We start from the raw sequence: 22659 nt of genomic DNA, 5'->3' as shown, positions 1-22659 counted from the left end.
TCGTTCCTTGTGTGTCTAGTCAGTTCCGCAGGGAAGAAATTGTGCTGCGTCAGAGAGCGTATGCAGCAAAGTGGTGTCCTGAGGGTTGCCCATCCATACCGCCAGCGCCGTATAGTTATCCTGAGCATTCCCCTCCTGTTCAGCATTCTTTTGAATGATTTGGTTCATTAAGGTCAGCCACTCCTGTGGGGTGTTGACCATATGCAGCGACTGTTTCATCTGCTCTTCGCTGACGCCGTGCCAGAAACCGTCGGTGCAGAGTAAAAAGGCATCGCCGTCTTCAACCTGCACCACGTCGCTGTAGCTCGCTTCCGGGCCACCGTTTTCAATGCCCAGCGCCAGATACAGCAGGTTGCTGTTGAGGTTATCGGTCTGGTGACCGGCATCTTTCATCTGCTGAACCAGGCTGTGGTCGGTGGTGACATGCCACAGCCAGCCGCGACGAAACAGGTACAGACGGCTGTCCCCGGCGTGTGCCCAGTAGGCCAGACGGTAATCCCGGTCGATAAACAGGCTGACCAGGGTGGTACCCATCCGGCGATAGTCCTGCACCGCCTGCTGTTCGCTGAGAATGGTGCGATTCGCGGTTTGCACATAGTCACGAATATGCTGCGCGTTAAGGTGTTTGTCGCCATCAAAACGGGAGATGATGCTGTTGCGGGCCAGTTCAGCGGCCACCTCACCGCCCGGCAGACCAGCGATGCCGTCACAGACGACAAAGCAGGCTGAACGTTCCCCTATGGTTTCTCCCGTCTGGTCCTGATTGCTGGCGCGCGTTCCCTGGCGGGAGAGAGAAGCCGTTGCGATATTCATTTTTCTTCCGATCCGCTCTGTGAGTCTTTGTACTGATTGACCTCCATGTCATAGGCATGAAGGAACGCTTCGCCAAACAGGGTGTGGAAGTCATCCTCAATCTCACCGGCCGTCTCGCCATAGCTGCGAACAAAGTAGTCCCACAGCGCGGCTTTGCGGCTGCCCGGCAGCGCCAGACGAGAGGTCATGCCGTTCTGCTTCGCCTGCTCTTCCAGTTGCTCCGGGTTAAAGGACTGCAGCATTGCGGCGATGATGGCGCGGATACCGGAGATCATCCCCAGCTGATGCGCCTGCAGATCGATTAGCGCGTCACGCACTGATTTGGTGGGTGGCATAAAGCCCGGCATCGGCGTACCGAACATCTGAATCAGGACCGTTTTCCCGGTCGGCAGCAGCTTGAACGGGTTGTTGGCATCGTCCAGCACCATGGTCATATCGGCTTTTACGCCGCGCTTGAGGATAGAGCGCGAAGAGAGCAACGCCACGGTGCCCTGCGAGAACATGCCGAGGATCTGTCCCAACTGACGCATATTTTCACGGTCAAACTGCGGCACCGGCTGCATTTCGCTCAGGCCCATCCCTTCCAGCAGCGCCTCCAGCAGCTCGCCCTGCAGCACCTCGCCTTTCTCACCGTTTTGCGCCGTAGCGCTTGGCACAGCCGCGTTTTTGACCGGGTCGATACGCAGACGTCCCTTCGGCGTCTGTGCGCTGCTGCGTGCGACGGCCTGCGGCGTAGGCATAGTAAAGCCTGCGTAATCGGTACGTACCGGCTCTTCCTCTTCCGCACGCGGTGGATCCTGTGGCTCAGGAGCAAACAGCGGAGAATCCGCCAGCGGATCGTCCTGCGGTACGGCCTCTGGCTCTGGCGCGGGTGCAGATGGCTCAGGCACGATCTCATCCGGATGGGTTAATGGCGCCCCGCCCATCAGCCCGAGCGGATCATCGTTACGCGCGGCTGGCGCGCTGGCCGAACCACCAAACAGGGCCAGCGGGTCGAGTTCATCCGTCGCCTCTTCTGCAGGCGCAGGTTTGCTCTCTACCGGCGGCACCAGCGTTGAAGGGGTGACATCGTCAAAAATGCTCTCTTTTTTGAACAATGCTTCATCGCTGAACAGCGTGTCGGGATCGACATTCTTACGCTCAAGCTTCGGCTCGCTGTCATTAAACATTGCCAGCGGGTCTTCAGCGTTACGCTCGGGTGCCGCGGGTTGCGAGAAGGGATCGTGGGACGCCGCAGGCTGCGGTTTCGCGCGGTTGCTGGAGATGCTGTCAGAGATAGAGAACTCCTGCATCAGGCTATCCCAGATTTCCGACGGCACGGCCGTTGGCTCCGCCTTGCCGCGCGGTGCGGCACTGGCTGGCTTCGGCTGCGGAGCAGGTGTCGGCGCCACTGTCGGGCGAGCCTGCTGCTGCATACTGGCGGCCATGCGGCTCACCGGCTGCGTGTCGTGGATAAGTTCCGTCACTTCGATGCGGTAGTCATCAATACCGAGAATATCCCCGTCCTGCAGCTCTACCTGACGCCCCCGCTCCAGCGGGATGTCGTTCAAAACCACGCGGGTGACGCTGCCACGGTTGGTCACGCGGCATTCGCCCTGGGCGTCAACGTGAACAATAGCCTGCAGGCGCGAGATGGTACGGTCATTGTCCGGCAGTACCAGATTGTTATCCGTACCGCGCCCAATAGTGCCCCCGGGGGCATAAAAATCACAACTGCTCTGCGGCGGCTGATGACCGGGTTTCGTAGAAATAATCGTGAATCGCATGGCGTATTCCTGCTGGTATGATTAGCGCTCAAACGCTGCCGCTCTCAGGGATGAGAACGGCGGCGTTTGGGGCCGATTTCATCTTTACTACTTTGAGGATTTGAGTGGTCGAATAGCGTCACTATTAGCGATCAAGGTGCACTTCAATATCTGATAATGACCAGGCTCGGTACCACCTACCTTCTGTTTCAGTAAAGAAACAATCACCTCATCAGCTTTTTCAAAATTCTCAGCAGGCAGATTGCTTGCTTCCAGCCATGCCGCGGCGCTGGCGTCAGCATCTTCTTTCAGGCTTTTACTGTCCGCAATCTTACCGATGCATCGATTCTGCACCCAGTTTTCGAAGATTTGTTGTTGAGAAAAAGTACTGATATCAGGCAACGTCTGGGCATTTGCGGCGGAGGCAACGAAGGCTAAGACAAAGAGCAATGGCTTTTTCATTTCAGGCTCCAGAAGGTTGCGTTAGTAGGGATAAATGAACCATTACCCGGTGAGCCAAGGAAATGACAATCATCCGAACAAATATTTCCGTTCCAGAGTGTTACATGCCCGGTTGCATCAAGCCAGCCATGCCCGGTAAAAATAATAATACCTTGCTTGCCCGCAAATTGTGCTGGGGTTGGAGAAGAAACAGATATGTCAGCTTTTCCCAATACCGTGGGTAAAAAAGCAATCATATCTTTAACACGGAACATATATCGCTTCTTGTCGCTCCCGGTCACAGTTGCATATTTACTATTAGAAGGAACTGGAATGCCACAATAATTTAAAACATAGCTCATACGAATGGGGCAGGCATTTTTAAAAATACCAGCATCTATATTATGCTGAACTTTCCCCCCCAATAACTTGCCAACCTGTTCTACGTTGACGTTCACTTCTTTAAATCGGTTCCAGGCGGCACCAAAAGCAGGACGCATATGAGACATCTTGTTTCTCCTTGAAAAGAAGCTCAGGAAAAAGTGGGCCCTTTCGGACCCACTACTATTATGCTTCTTTGTTTTCTTTGATGTTCCAGCCAGCGCTGCTTTCAGCACCTTTACCACCAGAGGTGGTCTGCTCCCAGTACTGCTGTTTCACTTTCGCAGCCTGGAATGCATAGGTCACACCAACGGTATCGCCGTTGTCTGCACCGGTGTACTGAACAGACGTTACCAGAACGTCTTCCAGGGTAATGCGAGAGTATTCCACCTGCTGGCCACCGGCTTTACAGACGGACAGCTCAACTTTGGTCAGGTGTTTACCGCTGGCGCAGTGTTTCAGAATTGCTGTGGTGGATTTGTCGATCAGAGCGTTAACGTGCAGATCGTTAAAGTTAACTTTACCGGCACCGCCGCCACCGCCAACGCTCATATTACCTGGCTGGGAAGCGCCCCAGGAGAAGGAGGTAATATCAGTCCAGCCGGTGTGGTTAGAATCTTTAGATTCGCCCGTAACACCCTCGACCTTCAGAAACATATCAATAGCCATAATATCTACTCTTCGTGGATGAACAATATTGCTTTCGAAAAAGCACTTATATGGCAAACAGGAAAGCATGGGGCTGAATAAAACCGTCCATATTTTACCTCTGCCTCACATCAAATGACCCGTGTCATTTGACAGTCTTACATTCCCTCCCGAATAAAAGGAAAGAATGAGAAGTCTTTTACTACCGAACGTTATTCCGGAACCTCTCAGGACCAGACTTTCTTGCCGGGTGGCGCTTTGCTTACCCGGCCTACGCTGTGCAGCGATGTCACTATATTTCACGTTGCATTGTAGGCCCGTGCAAGCGTAGCGCCGCCGGGCGAAACTCACAAAAATTACGCGTCTTTCGTCTTCAGCGACGGCAGTTTAGATACCAGACGCAGAGAAACGGTCAGACCTTCCAGCTGGTAGTGCGGACGCAGGAAGAACTTCGCGGCATAGTAGCCCGGGTTGTCTTCAATCTCCTGCACCTGGACTTCTGCAGCGGCCAGTGGCTTGCGGGACTTGGTCTCCTGAGAGGAGTTAGCCGGGTCACCGTCCACGTAGTTCATGACCCAGTCGTTCAGCCAGCGTTCCATCTCTTCGCGCTCGCGGAAGGAGCCGATTTTGTCACGCACGATGCACTTCAGGTAATGCGCAAAGCGGCAGCAGGCGAACAGGTACGGCAGACGGGAGGCCAGACGCGCGTTGGCGGTGGCATCCGGGTCGTGGTACTCGGCCGGTTTTTGCAGCGACTGCGCGCCAATGAAGGCAGCAAAGTCGGAGTTTTTGCGGTGAACCAGCGGCATAAAGCCATTTTTCGCCAGCTCGGCTTCGCGACGGTCGCTGATGGCGATCTCGGTCGGACATTTCATGTCCACGCCGCCGTCGTCGCTCGGGAAGGTATGGCACGGCAGGTTTTCAACCGCCCCGCCGGACTCCACGCCGCGAATGGAGGTGCACCAGCCGTACTCTTTGAAAGAGCGGTTGATGTTGGCCGCCATCGCGTAAGCAGCATTCGCCCAGGCGTAGCTGTTGTGGTTCGCGCCGTCGGTCTGCTCTTCAAAGTCAAAGCTGTCGACCGGGTTAGTACGAATGCCGTAAGGCAGGCGAGACAGGAAGCGCGGCATCACCAGGCCCAGATAGCGGGCATCTTCCGATTCACGCAGTGAACGCCAGGCGGCGTATTCGGTGTTCTGGAAGATTTTGGTCAGATCGCGTGGGTTAGCCAGCTCCTGCCAGGACTCCATCTGCATCACGCCCGGTGCGGTACCGGTGATGAACGGACAGTGAGCCGCAGAGCCGATGCGCGCCATTTCACCCAGCAGTTCAACGTCCTGCGGGCTGTGGTCAAAGTAGTAGTCGCCGACGATGCAGCCAAACGGCTCACCACCAAACTGACCGTACTCCTGCTCGTAGATTTTCTTGAAGATCGGGCTCTGATCCCAGCCCACACCCTTATAGCGTTTCAGGGTACGGCCCAGCTCCTGCTTGGAGATGCTCATAAAGCGGATCTTCAGCATCTCGTCGGTTTCAGTGTTGTTCACAAGATAGCTCAGACCGCGCCAGGCGCTCTCCAGCTTCTGAAACTCTTCGTGGTGAATGATCTGATTCACCTGCTGAGAGAGCTGTTCGTCGATACCCGCAATCAGGTTCTGGATGGTGCGATAGGTGTCGTTGGAGAAGGTAACGGTGTTTTCCAGCGCCTGCTGCGCCAGAGTTTTTACCGCGCTCTCGACGGCGGAACGCGCCTGGTCAGTTTTAGGACGGAACTCTTTGTTCAGCAGTGCGCTGAACTCGTCCTGACTGAACGCCTGACCTGCCTGCTGCTCGTGTTGTTGAGTCTGGTTGCTCATCGATTACTCCTCGCTACCTTTCGCACTTTCGTCATTTTTCGGCAACTGGCTCAGGGATTTGAGCAGCGTCGGATCTTGCAGAATTTTAGCGATCAGCTCTTCCGCGCCGTTTTTACCGTCCATGTAGGTCAGCAGATTGGAAAGCTGAGTACGCGCTTCCAGCAGCTTGTTCAGCGGCTCAACCTTGCGTGCCACCGCATCCGGCAGGAAGTCGTCCATGCTGTCGAAGGTCAGGTCGACGTTGAGCTTGCCTTCACCGGTGAGAGTGTTATCCACCTGGAACGCTACGCGTGGCTTAAGCGCCTTCATGCGTTCGTCAAAGTTATCAATGTCGATTTCGAGGAATTTACGCTCATCGACGGCCGGCAGATTTTCCACCGGTTTGCCGACCAGATCGGCCATAACGCCCATCACGAACGGCAGCTGAATTTTACGTTCTGCACCGTAGATCTCTACGTCGTACTCGATCTGCACGCGGGGGGCACGGTTACGTGCGATAAATTTCTGCCCACTGTTACTCATTGCCATGATGTTCTCCATCAAAGATGCGCGGTGAAGGTGAAACGACAAGCTCCGTGCCCGTCGTCATAATGCCTGGACGCGTCATTCGCGGCGTCCAAAGATATTTTCCAGTTGGTTAACGCCGTCTGGCGCCAGGTCGCGAATAATGTCCATGAAGTTAAGTTCTGACAGCCGCTGCACCCGTTCAATCATCAGCGGTGCGGGGTGGCTCGGTTCGTACTGCGCAAAATACTGTTTCGCTTTCTCCAGCATCAGCTGGGCGTCGGCGCGACTGGTAACCTGCACGCTGCGCCAGTCGGTGACCTGCTGCACGGGTTGGGTGGCCACCGTCTGCGGCTCAGCGTGGTGTTCCGCCTGTGCATCCCGATTGGGCAGCAGTTTGCTGATGTCGGTCACCTGACAGGCGCTGGCGACCAGGCCCACGGTTTTCAGCAACTGCTCCATTTCCGGTACGCCGCTTTCACCAAGGTAACCGCTAAGCAGATCGCGAATGGCCAGCAGCCTTTCATTAATCAGGATGACGGCCTCTGTACCTGGCTGGTCGCCGCGCGCCAGTTCGTCAATCAGTCTTGGGCGGCCGCCGGGATAATCCGGGCATTCGGTTTTGCTGCCATCCAGCAATGCCTGCGCGTCACGCAGCGAAATTTCATCGCCGTTTGAGCGCAGCAGCGAGGCGTTTCGCAGCGCGACGGTCAGGTCAGATTTATCGCTCAGCGCGGCAAGGGCGTTAATGCGATAGAACGGGTCCGTTTCGCCATACTCCTCCAGCAGTGGATAGAGCGGCTCCCAGTAGCGGGTGATCGCCTCCTGCACGAGCAGCAGGCCGTCCGCGTAGCCCGGCAGCCCACGACGTCGGGTCCAGGCATGGGTTAACGCCAGCATGACGCGAAGATCTTTGGTGCGCCCCAGCAGGCTGGTGGCGAGCTTTTCTACCGTATTCCAGTCAGCGGGCTCGGCGGGAATGATCGTGTCGCCGAACTGCTGTTCCGCTTTACCCTGGCTTGCCTGTCCCATAGCCTGAAAATCGGCGTCGTACTCAAGGTTGTCGCCGCAGGGTTTTTCGGGGCTTATCGGCGCGAGAAATTCTTCGATATTCATGTGATCCCTGCTTATTCAAACATAGGCGGATAAAGACCGTGACGGCCTGGTCGGGCGCCGCCAGCCGGATCGAACAGCAGCGTAAAGAGCTGCCCGGTGAAGTTTCCGCTGTGGACGTGGGTGTAGAGCGGGTAGCCGTCGCAGCGGTTGGTCCACCAGTAGCTGGTCTGACGAAGCGGGTCAAAACACTCCGCCGCCTGAGGCCAGCCCAGCGTGCTCTGGCCGTCTTCGTCATAACCAATCACATCAAGGATGTCGGAACGCTTTTGCGGCTCGACGGGCTGCGGCGCCGGAATCGACATCAGCATCTCATCCAGCTGCGAGGCGGAAAAACTGTTGCGCACCGCATGCAGCCCGAGACGGCCAATCTGCTGATACCAGCTTTCAGCCTGGCTGAGCAGGTTGGTCGACCACTCTGACGGGGCGAAACTCAGTTGAATGCAGATCGGGTATTGTCGGCCCACGCTGTCGCGGCCCGGCAGCAGGCAGCCCATCTGGATCATCTGGCTGCCCAGCATCGGCGGGACAACAAAGTTCCACACCGGCGCCTTGTTAAACTGGCGTTCGCCGCTGCGCTGCTCTTCCTGTTGCCAGGCCAGCAGGCCGACCTGAAACCAGTGTGACCACTGACGCTGTAGGGTGTCAGGAAAGCGACGCTGCAAAAAATCTCCGGCGCTGGGTAATTTGCCATACCAGCTGTAGCGGTTCATCGCAGGGGTATTCGTCATACGGCTGTCCTTGCGGTTATGGGCATGAGAAACGAGGAAGCTGGAACGGATTGCGAATGCTGTTCGGCGCAAACTCCAGCGTGACCTGATGGCCATCGACGTTGAACGTGGCCTGACGGCTCAGACTACCTGCCCCAGGGCTGGTGCGCGCTTTATCGAAGAAGCGGTTCAGGGCCCAGGCGCCGTTGGTTACCAGCGTCGCGGTGCTGCCGTTGGCCAGACCCAGCTGCATACGCACCTGGTTGGTGCCGCCCGGCCCTGGCCAGTTCATGATCTGCACCGCCTGTGGACCGTGGCTGTAACGCAGCAGTTGGCCGTCAACGTCCAGCGTCAGGTTAAGAATGGTGTTATCCATCCGCACGGTACGCACCGTCACCTTGAAAGAGGGGGTCGTCGCACCGTTAGCAAAGAAGGCATCGCGAATGGACTGGGCCTGCTGGAACGGTCGCAGCAGTCCTTCACTTCCCGGCAGCGTTTTACCGTCGATCCCCGGCATAAAGCGCCAGTTCGCCTGAGTGGTATCCACTTTGTTGGTCAGGTTGTCGCGAAAGAAGGTATCCATCAGCCCGGTACCCGGCGCAAACATGCGTGCCAGATCGTCCGGCGTCACCTCGGTGCTGGCGCTGCGCACCAGCGGGTAGCGACCGGCAATTGCCTGACGGCAGAAACCACCCACTTCGACGTTAATGCGCTTACGGACGTTTTCCAGATCGCGACGCTGGGTATCACTGCTGGCCCCCACCGCCATGTTGCTGAACATGGTTTGCAGCCCGCCCGGCAGACGCCCGGCGCTGGCCTGCAGACGGCTGATTGCTTCACCACCCGGGGCTGGCATGCCGCTGTTGGCAGCGTCCTGCACCGCGGTCAGATAACGATACAGCTCATCCACCTGCTTGAGGAAATCATCAAAGACGATGGTCTTGCCGCCCTTCTCCAGCGGCTGAGCCAGCTCGATCATTGGCGCGTAATGGTCGGTCACCAGCTGTTCAGGTGCCTGCGTCACTACTGCCCCCTGCGTCGGAGCATTGTCGTTATTGCGGAACAGCGCTTCGAGGGTACGGGTGGCGCGGTTACTCTGGTCTTGCGCTTTCCCCGCGTCCTCCGGCGCTGGCGCGTTGCGCGACAGCGTCAGCACCTGGCTCAGGTTCTGCACCAGACGGCGCAGCGGCGAGTTTGCGCCGGAGAGCAGGCGCGCCGTGTTGATGCGCTGCGAGAGATCGGCGCTGTTGTTAAGCTGAATGTCGGCGAGGAAACGATCCCAGTTTGCGATAAAGTCGCGCATGTAGAGCTGACGCACGGCGTTATCGATCTGCTGCTTGTCTTCCCCGGAGGTGGTCGCGCCCAGCACCCAGGCATCATCTTCGTGCAGCGCCGTGGTCACGCTGTCAATCTGGCTGTTAAAGCTCTTCCAGTAGCCGTCCGGGGTGTAGAGCCCCGGCACGCCTTCGCTCACCGGTTTGCCGCTTTTGCGGGAGAACACCAGTTCGCTCTGCGGGCCACCCAGGTCGGACAGGGAGACCGGCTTCAGGTTTTCGTCATGCTCCAGCAGACGCTTCAGACGCCCATACACGCGGGTGGAGAGCGGCTGCTGGTTGATGAGCGCCCTCTCGCGAGCCACCAGCGCTTCGTCCTGGGCATACGGCGAAGCCTGAATTTTTGGCTCCAGCAGCTGCGTCAGGTGCCACTCCAGCTGTTGCAGCTGCGCCTGCGTCACGTTCTGCGGCAGATTACGCTGTAAATTGAGCATCACCCAGGAATGCAGGAATTTGCCGTCGTAGTGTTTAGGCTGATACAGCATCTGGTAGGCTTTCAGCGCCTCGTAGCTGTATTCCACGTCGCTGCCGTTGTCGTTGCGCAGCCAGGTGGTGATATGCATCGCCACGGCGGGCAGCAGCATCTGATCCAGCGCTTTCTGATACAGCGACTGGGAAGCATCGCTGACGTCATCCCCGCGATAGAGCCCCATACGGCGGGAGACCGGCGGGTCGTTGACATCGAATGCCTCGCTTTTCGGCAGATCGACCAGGCTGTTCAGCAGCGGCAGGAGCGCGAACAGATCGCGCTGGGGCTGATTCTGTAACGCTTTACTCTGCTGCTCCAGCTGCGGGACTTTAGCGTCCACCTCTTCCAGATAGGCCTTATTTTTGGCATAGCTGGTCAGCCACAGTCCGCCAAGGATCACCAGCAGCGCCAGCAGCGCCGCGTATCCGGACCAGATCACCGCGCGGTTGCGCAGTTCCCACCAGCGGTTTTCACCGGCAATACCGGCTTCCTGGAAAATGACGTTTTGCAGCAGGTTTTTAATGAAGAAGCTCTGCCCTTTTGCACCGGGGATCGGCGCCTCTTTACTGACCGAATCCCACTTCTCTGCCTCTGCCCCTTCCGGCAGTGACAGGGCGCGGTTCAGTTCACCCATGACGCGGTCGAACGGCATGCCTTCCTGGGTGCCGCTGGCGAAGTATATTCCGCGTGGGGAGAACTCGGTCTCAAAGTTAGAGCGGGCAAAGACCGTGCTCAGGTAGTCTGCCAGCAGCGGGCGCAGCGCCGCGAACTCCTGCGGGAAGAGATACGCTTCGGCACGGGTTTTGGCGTCATGCTCTTTCAGCATGGTCTCCGGCAGCCCGGCGTCCAGACGCTGCTGCAACAGCGAGAACTCCTGGTGGAAGTTCCCCATCAAGTCGAAATCGGCGTGTTTGGTCTGTTCCCACGGCAGCGTGAAGCCCCAAATCTGGTCGCGCTGCGCTTTGTCGTAGTCAGCAAACCAGGCGCGGAAGCCTTTAAGCAGGTCCGCCTTGGTCACCATCACGTAAACCGGGAAGCGGATACCCAGCTGTTCATGCAGCTCAGACAGCCGCTGGCGCAGGTTAACCGCCTGCTGGCGCGCCGCTTCCGGGGAGAGCGTCAGCAGATCGGAAATGCTGATGGTGATAATGACGCCGTTAATAGGCTGGCGGCGGCGATACTTACGCAGCAGGCCGATAAATTCCAGCCACTCCCCGGCATCCTGAACCTGCTCGCTCTCCTGAGTGGTGTAGCGCCCCGCGGTGTCCAGCAGGACGGCTTCATTAGTGAACCACCAGTCGCAGTTGCGGGTGCCGCCAATGCCGCGCAGAGCGGTTTTACCGAAGCGATCCGCCAGCGGGAATTGCAGGCCGGAATTGACCAGCGCCGTGGTTTTACCGGCGCCCGGTGCGCCGATAATGACGTACCACGGCAGCTGGTAGAGATATTGCGTACTGAAGCGCTGCGTCCACTGGGCACCGTGTCCCGCTTTGCTGAAGTGGGCTTTCTTCAGCATTTGCGCCGCTTCATCAAAACGTCCGGCGAGGATCTGCTCCTCGCTGTTCAGCCGCTTCTGGGGATCGGCCGCGTCCGGTTTGGCGGTGTTTTCATTGAGCTTGTCCATCAGCTTGCGGTTCAGCCAGGCGTTGTAGAGCCGCGGCAGAATATGCCCCTGCGCCCAGAGCAGATAAACCACCGCAATACTGATGATGCGGTTTTGTTCAGATTCGAGCGGGCGGGTATCCACGATGGATAACAGCGGACCAATCATCCAGATCACCGCCGACAGCGCGGTAACGCCCAGGAAGCTCCACAGAATGCGATTGGTCAGTATGGAAAGAAGAGTCGTCAGCATCCTTAGTTTCCTTGCGGCAATCCGTTCAGCTCAGCCTGCGTATTTTCAGGCGACACCAGCAGAGTTATTTCCACACGGCGGTTACGGGCGCGGTTTTCAGGCGTATTGTTTGGCGCCACAGGATTGATCTCTCCCCGCCCTTCCGCTTTCACGCGGTCAGGCTGGGAGAGGCTTCCCTGCAACATTTTTTGCACGGACCGGGCGCGATCCAAAGAGAGTTCATAGTTGGAGGCGAAGCGCGCGCTGCGAATTGGCACGTTATCGCTGTAGCCCACCACCAGAATTTTGCCGCTGACGTTGTTCATCGCCTGGGCGATCCGGTTGATGACCGGCTCATAGCGGTCACGCACCACGGTAGAAGCAGAAGCAAACAGCCCGTCTCCTTTCAGGATCACCACGCTGCGATCCGCTTCATCTTTCACCGCCACCAGACCGGCGTCGATTTCCGGCTTCAGGAAGCCACGCAGGTTAAGCACCGCAGGCAGTTGACGCGCAGGTTGCTGAATGGTGGTTTCAGGCAACTGAGACTGGTAAATCTTCGCCAGTACCGGGTTGGTGTTGTCGCCAAGACGCCAGTTGAGAATGATGTAGAACAGGCAGGCGATAAACCCGGCCAGCGCGACACAGGCCCACAGCGGCACCATCGGCCGCCACAGCTTGCGCAGCACGGGACGATCTTCCGGGTGTGGAGAGAGCGGTGCCGGATAGCTGCCGCGCACGCCACGGATCATCTGCCACAGCCGCTGCTTGATAGTTTCCAGCTGGGTGCGGCCATTATCCAGAACCCGATAGCGCCCTTCGAAACCGAGCAGCAGGCAGTAGTTGATCATCTCCAGCAGGAGGATATGTTCACGCGGGTTCTGCGACAGACGCGCCAGCAGCTGGAAGAACTTTTCGCCGCCCCAGGTTTCGTTATGAAACGTGACCAGCAGACCATTGCTTGACCAGACACCGCTGCTGCCCCAGGGGGTCAGCGCCGCGGCTTCATCCAGCGCCGTGCAGAGGCAATAGCGCGCCCCGACGATCACCTCATAAGCCAGCCCTGCCTGCTGGCAGCGGACTTCAAAACGGCGAATCTCGTCGATCAGACGCTGGCGCAGTGCCACCTGATCGTCATGAGACACCGAATGACGGATTTGCGGAATCGCGTTGAGCAGCGGATTGGCGGCCGCCACCAGCTGATTGTTACTACTGGCTCCGGTAAACGCGGCATCACTGCCGGTATCCTGTCGTTCCTGCATATTAAGCGCTCGCTTTATTATTCAGTCGGGCTACGGATGGCCCAAAACTCCATATCAAGACCCGGGAACTCCCCTGCGAGATGCAGGGCGAATGCACCGGACTTATCCATCTCGTGCCACAGCTCGCTGCCCTTCTCCAGCTCAAAGTAGCTGTAGCCCGCATGCCATGGGATTTGCGGCGGCGCAACCGGCATGGCGCGCAGCATGATGCCCGGCAGCTGTAACTGAACCAGATCGCGGATTTTCGACACCGGCGCGACTTTCATCTGGGCAGGGAAATGGGTTTGCAGGTGTTCGCCCGGCACGTTGGCTTTGACCGCCAGGACGAAGCCGAACTCGCGCACCATGCTGGTTTCCGGCACCGTGGCGATGTTCAGGCCATGAGAGCGCTCGTTCAGCGGCAGCTGAATGGCCTGATCTTCCATCACCAGCGACAACCCCTGACGCAGCATCAGCATCAGCTTGCTGAAGCATCCCGCAAGGTCGTCGTGATCGTAAATCGGCAGCACGCTTTCGGCGGTGCGTTGCGAGGTCCAGGTGGCAAGCTCCGTGGCAAACGGCAGCCAGCTGCGCCAGAGCGTTTCCGGGTGCAGTAGCGGGAGCGTTTTTAAATGGGAGACTTCGCCCAGGTGACGGTTAACCAGCGACAGCAGCGTAAATTCGATCAGCTCAGAGGTGTTAAAGCGGCCAGGCTGGCGCAAACGCCCCCCAATCTGCTGGCTGCGCTGCACCAGCAAGCCGTGGAGATCGTTGACCATGCTGTAAAGTTGCGGGCTGTTGCAGGCGTTCAGCATCGGCGGAATGTAGCTGCTATCCAGACGCACATGGTTGTCGTTGCGCTTTTCCGCGACAAACGCGATGCCAATCGCCGTCCATTCGGCCGTCAGATCTTTTTCCAGCATCAGGGTCAGACGTAAACGGCCAAACTGCACCGTGGCATCCCCCACCGACATGGCGTTATCGTCTTCCACTTCCTGCTCGAAGGCGATGAAACGCGCCAGTGACGCGGGCTCTTCGCTGAAAATAACCTCTTCACGCTCTCCCCTACGTACCGGCAGCGCGAGCACCACCTTTTCGTTGGTGAGATTGTCGGGAATTTTCAGCGGGGCTGGGCCATTGCGCCCATTGCGAACCTGGAAAAACGTACCGTCGGGTAGCACACCGCTGGCATAGCTCAGGGCAATGCAGCCCTGGCGAAGCATCGCTTCGTCCAGTTCAACATCGAGGAAGCCCCAAAGATACGATCGCTGCAGCGCACCCCATTCCCGAACGTGGTTGAGCAGATAACTTTCTGTCCGTTGAAAATGGTGTGGACGCAGGAACATGCCTTCGGTCCAGACGACCTTCTCTGCTTTGGTCATGATAGGTTTCCTGTTTTTAAGCGCGTTACTGGCTGATGACCCGGATGCCATTTATGTCGAGAAAGACATTGGCCTGGAGTTCATCGGATGACCATTTCCAGAACTGGTAGAGATGGTTTTCGCCCGGAACAGGCAGTGGGAGTGAGACACGCCATTTCTTTCCATCCAGCATCTGATATTCGGCCATAACACCGATATAGCGCGCCTCGGGTGAGCTTTGTCCGCTAAGGGTTTTCGAAAGCTGGCCCGGCATCAGGAAGAAAACATCGCTGTTCAGCAGATTCGCGCCAAGCGTGGCTGACGCGTTGTTCTGCAGGGAATAGAAGTCACTGGACATGAAATCCGCATCGGACTTCAACAGCAGCACTCTGACTTTAAGCGGCGCAGAATCATTGATTTGTGGATGAGCCTGAAACTGCAGATTGTAGCGGGAGGGGTCGCTGTGTGAAGACGACGAACAACCACTGACCAGGGCGAATATCACCGCGTAAAAGACGAACCACAGCTTATGAAAATTTTTATTATTCATAAAAATACGCTCAGAAAAGCCGTTTAGTTCAGGATCCAGGTACCGTTAGCGCTGTCTTTGCAGGCTTTGCTGTTACCATCGACATCGACACAGGTCGCTTTTTTACGCGCCTTAGGACGAATAGCCTGTTTACGCACGGTGGCTTCGTACTGATCGGCTTTGATTACCGCACGCATTGGAACGTAACCAATCAGCTGGTCTTGTCCTTCATCGGCAAGCGCCATCCAGTAGTGTTCAACCTGCCCCAGCACCACGTAGGTTTTACCGGTGACAAGCGTACTGACCACTTTCCCACCGAAATCAGGGCGGCTCATCAGGGAGGCCGGATACATGGCACGGTATGGCTCGTTAACCTGAGTGAACTCAGCAGGAGGCGTGATGGCATGACGGTGGGTTAAGGTGACGCCGTTGACCTGGCTGGTCACGATCGTATCGTCGGTGATCACAGGTTTCTGCGGCGCTTTACAGCCCGCCACCGCCATTACAAACAGAAGTGAAAACAATACGCGCATTTTCATATGCTTTTCCGTAGCGATATTTCGATGATGAGATAAAGGGGATGAAGTTTGACTTAAGTGCTATCGTTAAAATAGCCAGGATATTTTCGGGGCGTTACTATTATTCGGGCATAGCTACCGCACGAGCCCTTCAGAATAAGGCCCAGCGTCTTCCTGACATATTTTGACAAACGGTAAACAAGTTTACATGAGCTTGTCACCAATTCAATATTTCCTTCCTCACAACTGCTGCTTAATGAAGCACCCGACTCATTATAGGATTAATCTGAGAAAAAAAGCTTACTTTGCTGAATTTGTCTTATTATCACGCGTTCATCTAACACAAACCATTGATTAAGAAATGAAAAAATCAAAAGAGAACCATTGTCATTAACGCAATGCTGCTATTATCGCCACTACCATAATTAGTAGAATGGGGATTTTTTCAGGGGGAGTATGAATATATCTTCCATGAATTATTTGTTGCATTGATAGCGTATCTTTAATAGCGATGACTTTTCCGCCCTGAATTAAGACAATTCATAGACGATGAAAAAAATTAATTTTACGGCGCAAAATAACCTGGTGCCTTTAATCCTTTAGAGGCACGATTTACACCACCCGCAGTGAATTAACAGTTAAGCAGGACTACATCTTTATTCCCAGGCGCATTGTTCACTTTATCGCCTTCAGCATCGTCGGGTAAATATATTGCAGGTTCCCCTGCCCGCCTTTCGTTTGAAAATTTTACTGTCACTAACATTGTCGCCTTCACGCCACCTTGGTCAGGACACATTATCGACATGATAAAAATTAGTTATGATTTCTTTAATTTTTCTCAGCCGCATCATGCACGACCGGCGGTCTAACAGGGTAATCTGGAATGAATAACAAACGACGTGCCGTTCCCGGCATCAGACCTTACGACGGCCCTGCAGGCGGCTGGGGAGCATTAAAAGCGACGGCAATTGCCGTGCGAACACAGATGGATGCCCTGGAGGCTCCCGCCACGCTGTTGCGCACCAACCAGCCTGACGGCTTCGACTGCCCGGGCTGCGCGTGGCCAGACAAAGAGCATAAATCCACATTTCAGTTCTGCGAGAACGGGGCAAAAGCGGTCACCTGGGAAGCCACCAGCAAACGGGTGCCCCCTGAGTTCCTCGCTCATAACACCGTTACGTCGTTACTGGCAAAATCTGACTTTGAGCTGGAAGGATACGGGCGCCTGACCCATCCCCTGCGCTATGACCGGGCAAGTGACACCTTCCGCCCCGTTGAGTGGGAGGATGCCTTCGAACGCATCGGCGAGGTTCTGCGTGGGCTTGAACCAGACCAGGTGGAGTTTTATACCTCCGGCCGCGCCTCCAACGAAGCGGCCTGGCTGTTCCAGCTTTTTGCCCGTGAGTACGGAACCAATAATTTTCCCGACTGCTCCAACATGTGTCACAAAGCCACCAGCGTCGGTTTACCGCGCTCTATTGGTATCGGGAAAGGCACCGTCTCGCTGGACGATTTTGACAAGACGGAGCTGGTGATCTCCATCGGGCATAATCCCGGCACCAACCATCCGCGTATGATGGGCACTCTGCATGAACTGGCCCGCCCCGGCGTGCCGATCATCGTCCTGAACCCGCTGCGCGAGCGCGCGCTGGAACGGTTTGCCGATCCGCAGAGCGTGATTGAGATGGCGACCTACAGCTCTACCGACATCGCCTCTACCTACTTTCAGGTTAAAGCCGGGGGCGATGCCGCCGCGCTAAAAGGCATCGCCAAACACCTGCTGCAAATGGAAGCCGGGCGCGGCAACGTGCTCGACCACGCGTTTATCGCTGAACACACACAGGGCTTTGAAGACTTTGCGGCAGACATTGCGCAAACGAGCTGGGACGCTATTGAGCGCGAGTCCGGGCTGAGCCAGGCGGCGCTGAAACAGGTCGCCGATGCCTACGCGAAATCGAATGCCACCATCATTACCTACGGCATGGGCATTACGCAGCATAATAAAGGGACTTCCAACGTCCGCCTGATCGCCGATGTGCTGCTGCTGCGCGGCAATATAGGCAAGCCCGGTGCGGGGATCTGTCCGCTGCGCGGCCACTCTAACGTTCAGGGAAACCGTACCGTCGGGATAAGCGAGAAACCAACCCCGGCATTTCTGAACCGTCTTAAGGAGGTGTTTGGCTTTGAGCCGCCCTCTCACCATGGCCATGACGCAGTGCAGGCAACCCAGGCCATGATTGACGGTCGTGCCAGAGCGCTTATCTGCCTCGGCGGCAACTTCGCGGTGGCGATGCCCGATCACGAAAACGGCTTCCCGGCGATGAGTAAGCTGGATCTGAGCGTGCACGTTGGCACCAAGCTGAACCGTACGCATCTGCTGGTGGGTAAAGAGACCTTCATTCTCCCCTGCCTTGGCCGCACGGAACTGGATATGCAGGCCAGCGGACGTCAGTCCATTACCGTTGAAGATTCCATGTCGATGGTTCATGCCTCCTCAGGCAAGCTGAAACCCGCCTCTCCTCTGCTTCGCGCCGAACCGGCTATTGTGGCCGGCATGGCGAAAGCGACCCTGAAGACAACCCGCGTGGACTGGATGCACCTGGTTGCGGATTACGATCGCATTCGCGATCTGATTGAGCAAACCATTCCGGGCTTTGAGGACTATAACGCGCGGATCCGGGTACCCGGTGGATTCCGTATGCCGCTGCCGCCCACGAAACGTATCTGGCCGACGGCGACGGGCAAAGCGATGTTCTCGGTATTTGAAGGGGTCAATGAAGATGCCAGCGGTGAAGGCGATAACGTCCTGCGTCTGATCACGCTGCGCAGTCACGACCAGTACAACACCACGATTTACGCTCTCGACGACCGCTACCGGGGCGTCTTTGGCCGTCGCGACGTGCTGTTTATGAATGAAGCGGATATGGCGCAGTCAGGACTGGAGCACGGCGACCGGGTGGATATCGAAACCGCCCTGCCAGGCAGCGCTCAGCGTCTGGAGGATATCACTGTGGTGGCGTATGCCATCGCCCCGGGCTCGGTCGGGGCCTACTATCCTGAGGCTAACGTGCTGGTTCCGCTCGACTATCTGGATAAAGAGAGCGGCACGCCGTCGTATAAATCGGTGCCTGTCCGCCTCACCCTGCGCTCGAAAGAGATCCGTCCGCTGTAATCCCGGTTAACACAGACCAGGCCTCACGCGCCACGACGCTAAACCCGCCGATAAACAGCGCATCACACACGCCCCGGTATTCCGGGGCGCTCACCAGCGTGGTTAGCGCATCACGGATGGCATGAAGCGTTTCGGGGGTGGTGCCGGACGCAGTGATTAGCGGCAGTCCTGGCGTAAGGGGCGTCTGGTCAATCACAGTTAGCCCCGCCAGCAGGGTCGGTTCATGCCGCTGCAACAGCGCATACGTCACGCAGTCGATCGCCGCGATATCCCCTCCCCCACGTTTTACTTCGATCAGCGACTGGCGATGGCTGCCGCTAAAGATAACCTCTGAGAACCAGGCGTTTAACGCACGTGACGGCACGCGGTTGCGCAGCGCATTGTAGCCAGACTGGGAATCGGGCGCGTTACATACCACCCGCCGTTCGCGAAAATCAGCCAGCGTGCGGTGTTTATCCTCATCACGTACCACCAGAAAACTGCGGTAGTGAATGCCTTCGCAGCCCGGTACCCGATAGTGAAAACAGCCGACGACCTGCACCTCCGGCAGTTGTGTCATCAGCGGGTAGCCGCAGGTCTGGCTCAGAATAAGATTAGGCTGCTGCCAGTGTGTCAGCAGGTCAGGCTCAGGCCTGCCGGGAATAAGCTCCTCCACCGGGAGACCACGCGCCACCAGCAGACGCTGGACGGCCCGCCACAGGGCAAGAGTATCGGTACTATCCACCGCATACATCGGAAACGCCAGCCGGTTACTCATCTCCTTCCTCCTGTTGACGCCTTGGATGTACGGTGACGTCCACCGACGTTTTCCAGAACCGTCGCATCCATTCGCCATATCCTCTGACCAGAAACCCGTGGTTACGCTCCCGGTACGCCTGCTTGTTTTGCAGGTAGATCGTCTTAAGCCCGTACCAGGGCACGCCGGGTAAATCGTGATGTACTGAATGGTAGTTAAGATTTAAAAACAGCACGCGCCAGAACAAGCCTGCTTCGTTAATCACCGAACGCGCCAGCGGGTCGTCCGCCGCGCGATGTTCCAGAAAAGAGCGTACTTTTGTCAGCGCCAGCGCCGGGTAGCTTACCGCCAGCACAAACCAGAGCGGAGAGAAACCGTTGTGCATCATCCAGGTAAAAAGCAGCGCCAATAACGCCATATGCACAAGCCACATCACCATCGCCCGCAGTTGCAGATGGCGAAACGCCGCCACCGCGCTGCCCAGCGTCTGGAGAATATCCAGCAGCGGCGCCAGCAACAGTCGCCCGATAAAGGTGTTTCGGGCGTGGATCACCCGCTTCTGCCAGGACGACAATCGCGCCCAGCTCGCCTGCGTAAAGTAGTATGACTCCGGGTCATCCACCGGAATGGTGAGATGGTCGTGACGATGGTGGGCCAGATGAGAATCCCTGTACAGGCCATACGGATACCAGACCGCCAGCGGCAGCGTGCCAAAGAGCTGGTTCAGCCACACGAAACGCGTGGGATGGCCGTGGATCAATTCATGCTGAAGAGACATATACCAGGCGGTAAACCCAATCAGCAACATCGTGGCAGGCAGCAGACCGAGGATGTGCCAGAATGCCAGCGTCGAGAACCAGCCGCCATAAATGGTGGCGATCAACAGCCACGTGGGCAGTTCGGTTCGCCAGAGAAACCCCGAGGCGAGATGGTGAATTTGGTCGCGTTGCTGCGGATGTAAATAGAGGGAGCTTCGTTTACCCATTCCTTCAGAGCCGTTTCGCCAGAGATAATATGCTGACGATCCGGGATAACGCCTGAAATAACAAAGAACTTAAATCACTTTGCTTTGCCAGAAAGGCGCGTAGCGCCCGTTAACCCCCTTGCCCTCCGCTTGACTTATTTTGCAATAAAGGTACTTTTCAGGACATGAAGAAGATCCTGATTATTGTTCCTGACGGCGGCATGTTGTTTGAAGCCGCCGGCATCGCCGACATTCTGATGCAGGCCAACCGCCTGCACCCGGGAGGCCTTGCGCAGCCCTGCTATCGCATCATCATCGCCACGACCCAGCCGCACCAGGTGATCCACGGCCAGTCTGGTCTCAATCTGCTGGCAGATTATCGCCTGCCGGAGCTGGATCCCCGTGAGCCGCTTGATACCATCATCATTACCGGGCGCGGCATGAACGAGCAGGAGAGCACCGCCGTGGTGGACTGGCTGCATCTTGCAGCCCCCCATGCGCGGCGGATCGCCTCCATTTGCGGTGGCGCAATGCTGCTGGCCCAGACCGGTTTGCTTGACGGCCGTCGGGCAACCACCCACTGGCGGCTGCTGGAAACCATGCAAGCGCAGTACCCCACCATCCGTGTTGAGGGAGGACCGCTCTATATTCAGGATGGCCCCATCTGGACCTCCGGTGGCGTGAGCTCCGGCTTTGATCTGACCCTGGCGCTGGTGGAAGACGATTATGGCTTCAGCCTCGCGCGCGACGTGGCGCAGGATATGGTGATGTATCTGCGCCGCCCGGGAGGACAGCTACAGTTCAGCCGCTATAACCTGTCGCAGTCCGGCTCCTCCGGCCCCATCAGCGAGCTGCAAACCTGGATCCTGCAAAACCTGACGGCCGATCTGTGCGTCGAAAAGCTGGCGGAAAAAGTAGCCATGAGCCCGCGCAATTTCACCCGGGTATTCACCCGCGACACGGGGGCGTCTCCGGCACGCTATGTGACCGAAGCGCGCCTTGCCGCAGCCCGACAGTTGCTTGAACAGACCGACGATCCGCTGTCCGTTATCGCCGAGAAAAGCGGATTTGGCACCAGCATCAACCTGCGTCGCGTATTTGAAAAACAACTTCACCTCACACCCGGTGAATACCGTCAGCGTTTTCACTGCCGTAAAATGGCGTAATGTGATCCTTTTTTGTCGTTTACGCCATCCGGCCTGAAGCCTACAGTGACTCCAGACAACAGAGATAAGGAGTGCATTATGGTTAAGGTCGGCATTAACGGTTTCGGCCGTATCGGACGTAATTTCCTGCGCGCGGCGCTGGGCAATCCGGACCTGCAGATTGTGGCGATTAACGATCTGACGGACAGCAAAACCCTCGCCCATTTGCTTAAGCATGATTCCCTGCTCGGCACGCTACCGGCCCCCGTTGAAGCGGCGGACGGCGCGCTGCAGGTTGACGGCCAGCGCATTACCGTCTTTAGCGAACGCGATCCGGCGAATATTCCCTGGCGCGATGCGGACGTTGACGTGGTGATTGAAGCGACCGGTTTCTTCACCGAGCGCGAAAAAGCGCTGGTGCATATCACCCACGGTGGGGCGAAGCGCGTCATCATCTCCGCGCCGGGTAAAAATGACGATCTGACGGTGGTGATGGGCGTTAACCACGAGCAGTACGATCCGGCTAAGCACGTGGTAGTGAGCAACGGGAGTTGCACCACGAACGGCCTGGCCCCGGCCGCTCAGGTCCTGCATCAGCAGTTTGGTATTGAGCATGGCCTGATGAACACCACGCACGCTTATACCAACAGTCAGGCGCTACACGACCAGCCGGAAAAAGATCTGCGCGGCGCACGTGCAGCAGCCCTGTCGATTGTGCCGTACTCCAGCGGTGCCGCGAAGGCACTGGGGAAAGTCATTCCGTCTCTGGACGGCAAGCTGACCGGCTATTCCCTGCGCGTACCGGTTCCGGTGGTCTCGATTGTGGACTTAACGGTAACGCTGAGCCGTGACGTTACGGCCGAAGAGGTGAACGATGCGTTCCGCAAAGCCGCGGCCAGCGGGCCATTGAAAGGCATTCTGGGATACAGCGATGAACCGCTGGTCTCCAGCGATTATCAGGGCGACCCGCGCTCTTCGATTATTGACGGTCTCTCCACCCTGGTGATTGGTGGTCGGATGGTGAAAATTCTGGCGTGGTATGACAACGAGTGGGGCTTCTCTAACCGCCTGGTGGATCTGGCGGTACTGATGGATAAGAAAGGGTTGTAAGGTTTAAGCCGGGTGGCGCTTGCGCTTACCCGGCT

The 22659-nt window shown here is 57.1% G+C and carries 19 protein-coding genes; 3 read left to right on the top strand and 16 right to left on the bottom strand.

Translation table 11 applies throughout. The features are described 5' to 3' along the window. Positions 1-15 precede the first annotated feature (15 nt). From ECL_RS07575 to ECL_RS07510, 14 genes are all read right to left on the bottom strand, one after another. Positions 16-813 (bottom strand): PP2C family protein-serine/threonine phosphatase, encoded by a 798-nt coding sequence (locus tag ECL_RS07575; RefSeq protein WP_013096185.1) that lies wholly within the window; start codon positions 811-813, stop codon positions 16-18. Beyond that, positions 810-2579: a type VI secretion system-associated FHA domain protein TagH gene (tagH, locus tag ECL_RS07570; protein WP_013096184.1), complete on the bottom strand. Its 1770-nt coding sequence runs from the start codon at positions 2577-2579 to the stop codon at positions 810-812. Before tagH ends, ECL_RS07575 begins: the two co-directional genes overlap by 4 nt. An 87-nt stretch (positions 2580-2666) precedes the next feature. Continuing rightward, the gene (locus ECL_RS07565) at positions 2667-3020 is read right to left on the bottom strand and encodes a T6SS amidase immunity protein Tai4 family protein (RefSeq protein ID WP_013096183.1); all 354 of its coding nucleotides are present in this window, start codon (positions 3018-3020) and stop codon (positions 2667-2669) included. Continuing rightward, a complete protein-coding gene (locus ECL_RS07560) occupies positions 3017-3508 on the bottom strand; it encodes a type VI secretion system amidase effector protein Tae4 (RefSeq protein ID WP_013096182.1) in 492 nt (163 codons plus the stop codon). Before ECL_RS07560 ends, ECL_RS07565 begins: the two co-directional genes overlap by 4 nt. 58 nt (positions 3509-3566) lie before the next feature. Continuing rightward, on the bottom strand, positions 3567-4049 hold the full coding sequence (locus ECL_RS07555; protein ID WP_008502640.1) for an Hcp family type VI secretion system effector: 483 nt from the start codon (positions 4047-4049) through the stop codon (positions 3567-3569). Positions 4050-4384: 335 nt separating this feature from the next. Next, positions 4385-5884 carry a type VI secretion system contractile sheath large subunit gene (gene tssC / locus ECL_RS07550; RefSeq protein WP_013096181.1) on the bottom strand — a complete coding sequence of 500 codons (1500 nt, stop codon included), beginning with the start codon at positions 5882-5884 and terminating at the stop codon, positions 4385-4387. 3 nt (positions 5885-5887) lie between these two features. Beyond that, positions 5888-6412, bottom strand: coding sequence for a type VI secretion system contractile sheath small subunit (gene tssB, locus ECL_RS07545; RefSeq protein ID WP_008502644.1), 525 nt, complete (start codon positions 6410-6412; stop codon positions 5888-5890). A 75-nt stretch (positions 6413-6487) separates the two neighbouring features. After that, positions 6488-7504 carry a type VI secretion system protein TssA gene (gene tssA / locus ECL_RS07540; RefSeq protein WP_013096180.1) on the bottom strand — a complete coding sequence of 339 codons (1017 nt, stop codon included), beginning with the start codon at positions 7502-7504 and terminating at the stop codon, positions 6488-6490. A gap of 11 nt (positions 7505-7515) precedes the next feature. Beyond that, the gene (tagF, locus tag ECL_RS07535) at positions 7516-8232 is read right to left on the bottom strand and encodes a type VI secretion system-associated protein TagF (protein WP_013096179.1); all 717 of its coding nucleotides are present in this window, start codon (positions 8230-8232) and stop codon (positions 7516-7518) included. Between the two features lie 16 nt (positions 8233-8248). After that, positions 8249-11869, bottom strand: coding sequence for a type VI secretion system membrane subunit TssM (gene tssM, locus ECL_RS07530; protein ID WP_013096178.1), 3621 nt, complete (start codon positions 11867-11869; stop codon positions 8249-8251). 2 nt (positions 11870-11871) lie between these two features. Then, a complete protein-coding gene (locus ECL_RS07525) occupies positions 11872-13110 on the bottom strand; it encodes a DotU family type VI secretion system protein (protein WP_013096177.1) in 1239 nt (412 codons plus the stop codon). Positions 13111-13127: 17 nt separating this feature from the next. Beyond that, positions 13128-14471 carry a type VI secretion system baseplate subunit TssK gene (gene tssK, locus ECL_RS07520; RefSeq protein ID WP_013096176.1) on the bottom strand — a complete coding sequence of 448 codons (1344 nt, stop codon included), beginning with the start codon at positions 14469-14471 and terminating at the stop codon, positions 13128-13130. Between the two features lie 25 nt (positions 14472-14496). Further along, positions 14497-15000, bottom strand: coding sequence for a type VI secretion system lipoprotein TssJ (gene tssJ, locus ECL_RS07515; RefSeq protein WP_013096175.1), 504 nt, complete (start codon positions 14998-15000; stop codon positions 14497-14499). A gap of 23 nt (positions 15001-15023) precedes the next feature. Next, positions 15024-15518, bottom strand: a complete 495-nt coding sequence (locus tag ECL_RS07510; protein WP_013096174.1) for a hypothetical protein — start codon at positions 15516-15518, stop codon at positions 15024-15026. An 862-nt stretch (positions 15519-16380) separates the two neighbouring features. On the opposite strand from ECL_RS07510, the gene ECL_RS07505 reads away from it, so the two are divergent. Continuing rightward, positions 16381-18669, top strand: a complete 2289-nt coding sequence (locus tag ECL_RS07505; protein ID WP_013096172.1) for an FdhF/YdeP family oxidoreductase — start codon at positions 16381-16383, stop codon at positions 18667-18669. On the opposite strand, the gene ECL_RS07500 is transcribed toward ECL_RS07505, so the two are convergent. Together ECL_RS07500 and ECL_RS07495 are read right to left on the bottom strand one after the other, a co-directional pair. Further along, positions 18635-19426 (bottom strand): phosphate/phosphite/phosphonate ABC transporter substrate-binding protein, encoded by a 792-nt coding sequence (locus ECL_RS07500; RefSeq protein ID WP_044158197.1) that lies wholly within the window; start codon positions 19424-19426, stop codon positions 18635-18637. The two genes, ECL_RS07505 and ECL_RS07500, sit on opposite strands and share 35 nt — an antisense overlap. Next, the gene (locus tag ECL_RS07495; protein ID WP_013096170.1) at positions 19419-20390 is read right to left on the bottom strand and encodes a fatty acid desaturase; all 972 of its coding nucleotides are present in this window, start codon (positions 20388-20390) and stop codon (positions 19419-19421) included. Before ECL_RS07495 ends, ECL_RS07500 begins: the two co-directional genes overlap by 8 nt. Before the next feature lie 164 nt (positions 20391-20554). On the opposite strand from ECL_RS07495, the gene ECL_RS07490 reads away from it, so the two are divergent. Continuing rightward, positions 20555-21535, top strand: a complete 981-nt coding sequence (locus ECL_RS07490; RefSeq protein WP_013096169.1) for a GlxA family transcriptional regulator — start codon at positions 20555-20557, stop codon at positions 21533-21535. 78 nt (positions 21536-21613) lie between these two features. Continuing rightward, positions 21614-22624, top strand: a complete 1011-nt coding sequence (gap, locus tag ECL_RS07485) for a type I glyceraldehyde-3-phosphate dehydrogenase (RefSeq protein WP_013096168.1) — start codon at positions 21614-21616, stop codon at positions 22622-22624. Positions 22625-22659 lie beyond the last annotated feature (35 nt).

The sequence above is a fragment of the Enterobacter cloacae subsp. cloacae ATCC 13047 genome (assembly GCF_000025565.1).
In the GTDB taxonomy this organism is placed as follows: Bacteria; Pseudomonadota; Gammaproteobacteria; order Enterobacterales; family Enterobacteriaceae; genus Enterobacter; species Enterobacter cloacae.
This window is presented reverse-complemented; position numbering and strand designations above follow the sequence as displayed.

Coding starts and splice junctions, on each gene's coding strand:
- gap (WP_013096168.1), top strand. CDS start 21,614: ATGGTTAAGGTCGGCATTAACGGTTTCGGCCGTATCGGACGTAATTTC.
- tssJ (WP_013096175.1), bottom strand. CDS start 15,000: ATGAATAATAAAAATTTTCATAAGCTGTGGTTCGTCTTTTACGCGGTG.
- ECL_RS07560 (WP_013096182.1), bottom strand. CDS start 3,508: ATGTCTCATATGCGTCCTGCTTTTGGTGCCGCCTGGAACCGATTTAAA.
- tagH (WP_013096184.1), bottom strand. CDS start 2,579: ATGCGATTCACGATTATTTCTACGAAACCCGGTCATCAGCCGCCGCAG.
- tssA (WP_013096180.1), bottom strand. CDS start 7,504: ATGAATATCGAAGAATTTCTCGCGCCGATAAGCCCCGAAAAACCCTGC.
- tssK (WP_013096176.1), bottom strand. CDS start 14,471: ATGACCAAAGCAGAGAAGGTCGTCTGGACCGAAGGCATGTTCCTGCGT.
- ECL_RS07565 (WP_013096183.1), bottom strand. CDS start 3,020: ATGAAAAAGCCATTGCTCTTTGTCTTAGCCTTCGTTGCCTCCGCCGCA.
- ECL_RS07495 (WP_013096170.1), bottom strand. CDS start 20,390: ATGGGTAAACGAAGCTCCCTCTATTTACATCCGCAGCAACGCGACCAA.
- ECL_RS07500 (WP_044158197.1), bottom strand. CDS start 19,426: ATGAGTAACCGGCTGGCGTTTCCGATGTATGCGGTGGATAGTACCGAT.
- ECL_RS07490 (WP_013096169.1), top strand. CDS start 20,555: ATGAAGAAGATCCTGATTATTGTTCCTGACGGCGGCATGTTGTTTGAA.
- tssB (WP_008502644.1), bottom strand. CDS start 6,412: ATGGCAATGAGTAACAGTGGGCAGAAATTTATCGCACGTAACCGTGCC.
- ECL_RS07555 (WP_008502640.1), bottom strand. CDS start 4,049: ATGGCTATTGATATGTTTCTGAAGGTCGAGGGTGTTACGGGCGAATCT.
- ECL_RS07510 (WP_013096174.1), bottom strand. CDS start 15,518: ATGAAAATGCGCGTATTGTTTTCACTTCTGTTTGTAATGGCGGTGGCG.
- ECL_RS07505 (WP_013096172.1), top strand. CDS start 16,381: ATGAATAACAAACGACGTGCCGTTCCCGGCATCAGACCTTACGACGGC.
- tssC (WP_013096181.1), bottom strand. CDS start 5,884: ATGAGCAACCAGACTCAACAACACGAGCAGCAGGCAGGTCAGGCGTTC.
- ECL_RS07525 (WP_013096177.1), bottom strand. CDS start 13,110: ATGCAGGAACGACAGGATACCGGCAGTGATGCCGCGTTTACCGGAGCC.
- tssM (WP_013096178.1), bottom strand. CDS start 11,869: ATGCTGACGACTCTTCTTTCCATACTGACCAATCGCATTCTGTGGAGC.
- tagF (WP_013096179.1), bottom strand. CDS start 8,232: ATGACGAATACCCCTGCGATGAACCGCTACAGCTGGTATGGCAAATTA.
- ECL_RS07575 (WP_013096185.1), bottom strand. CDS start 813: ATGAATATCGCAACGGCTTCTCTCTCCCGCCAGGGAACGCGCGCCAGC.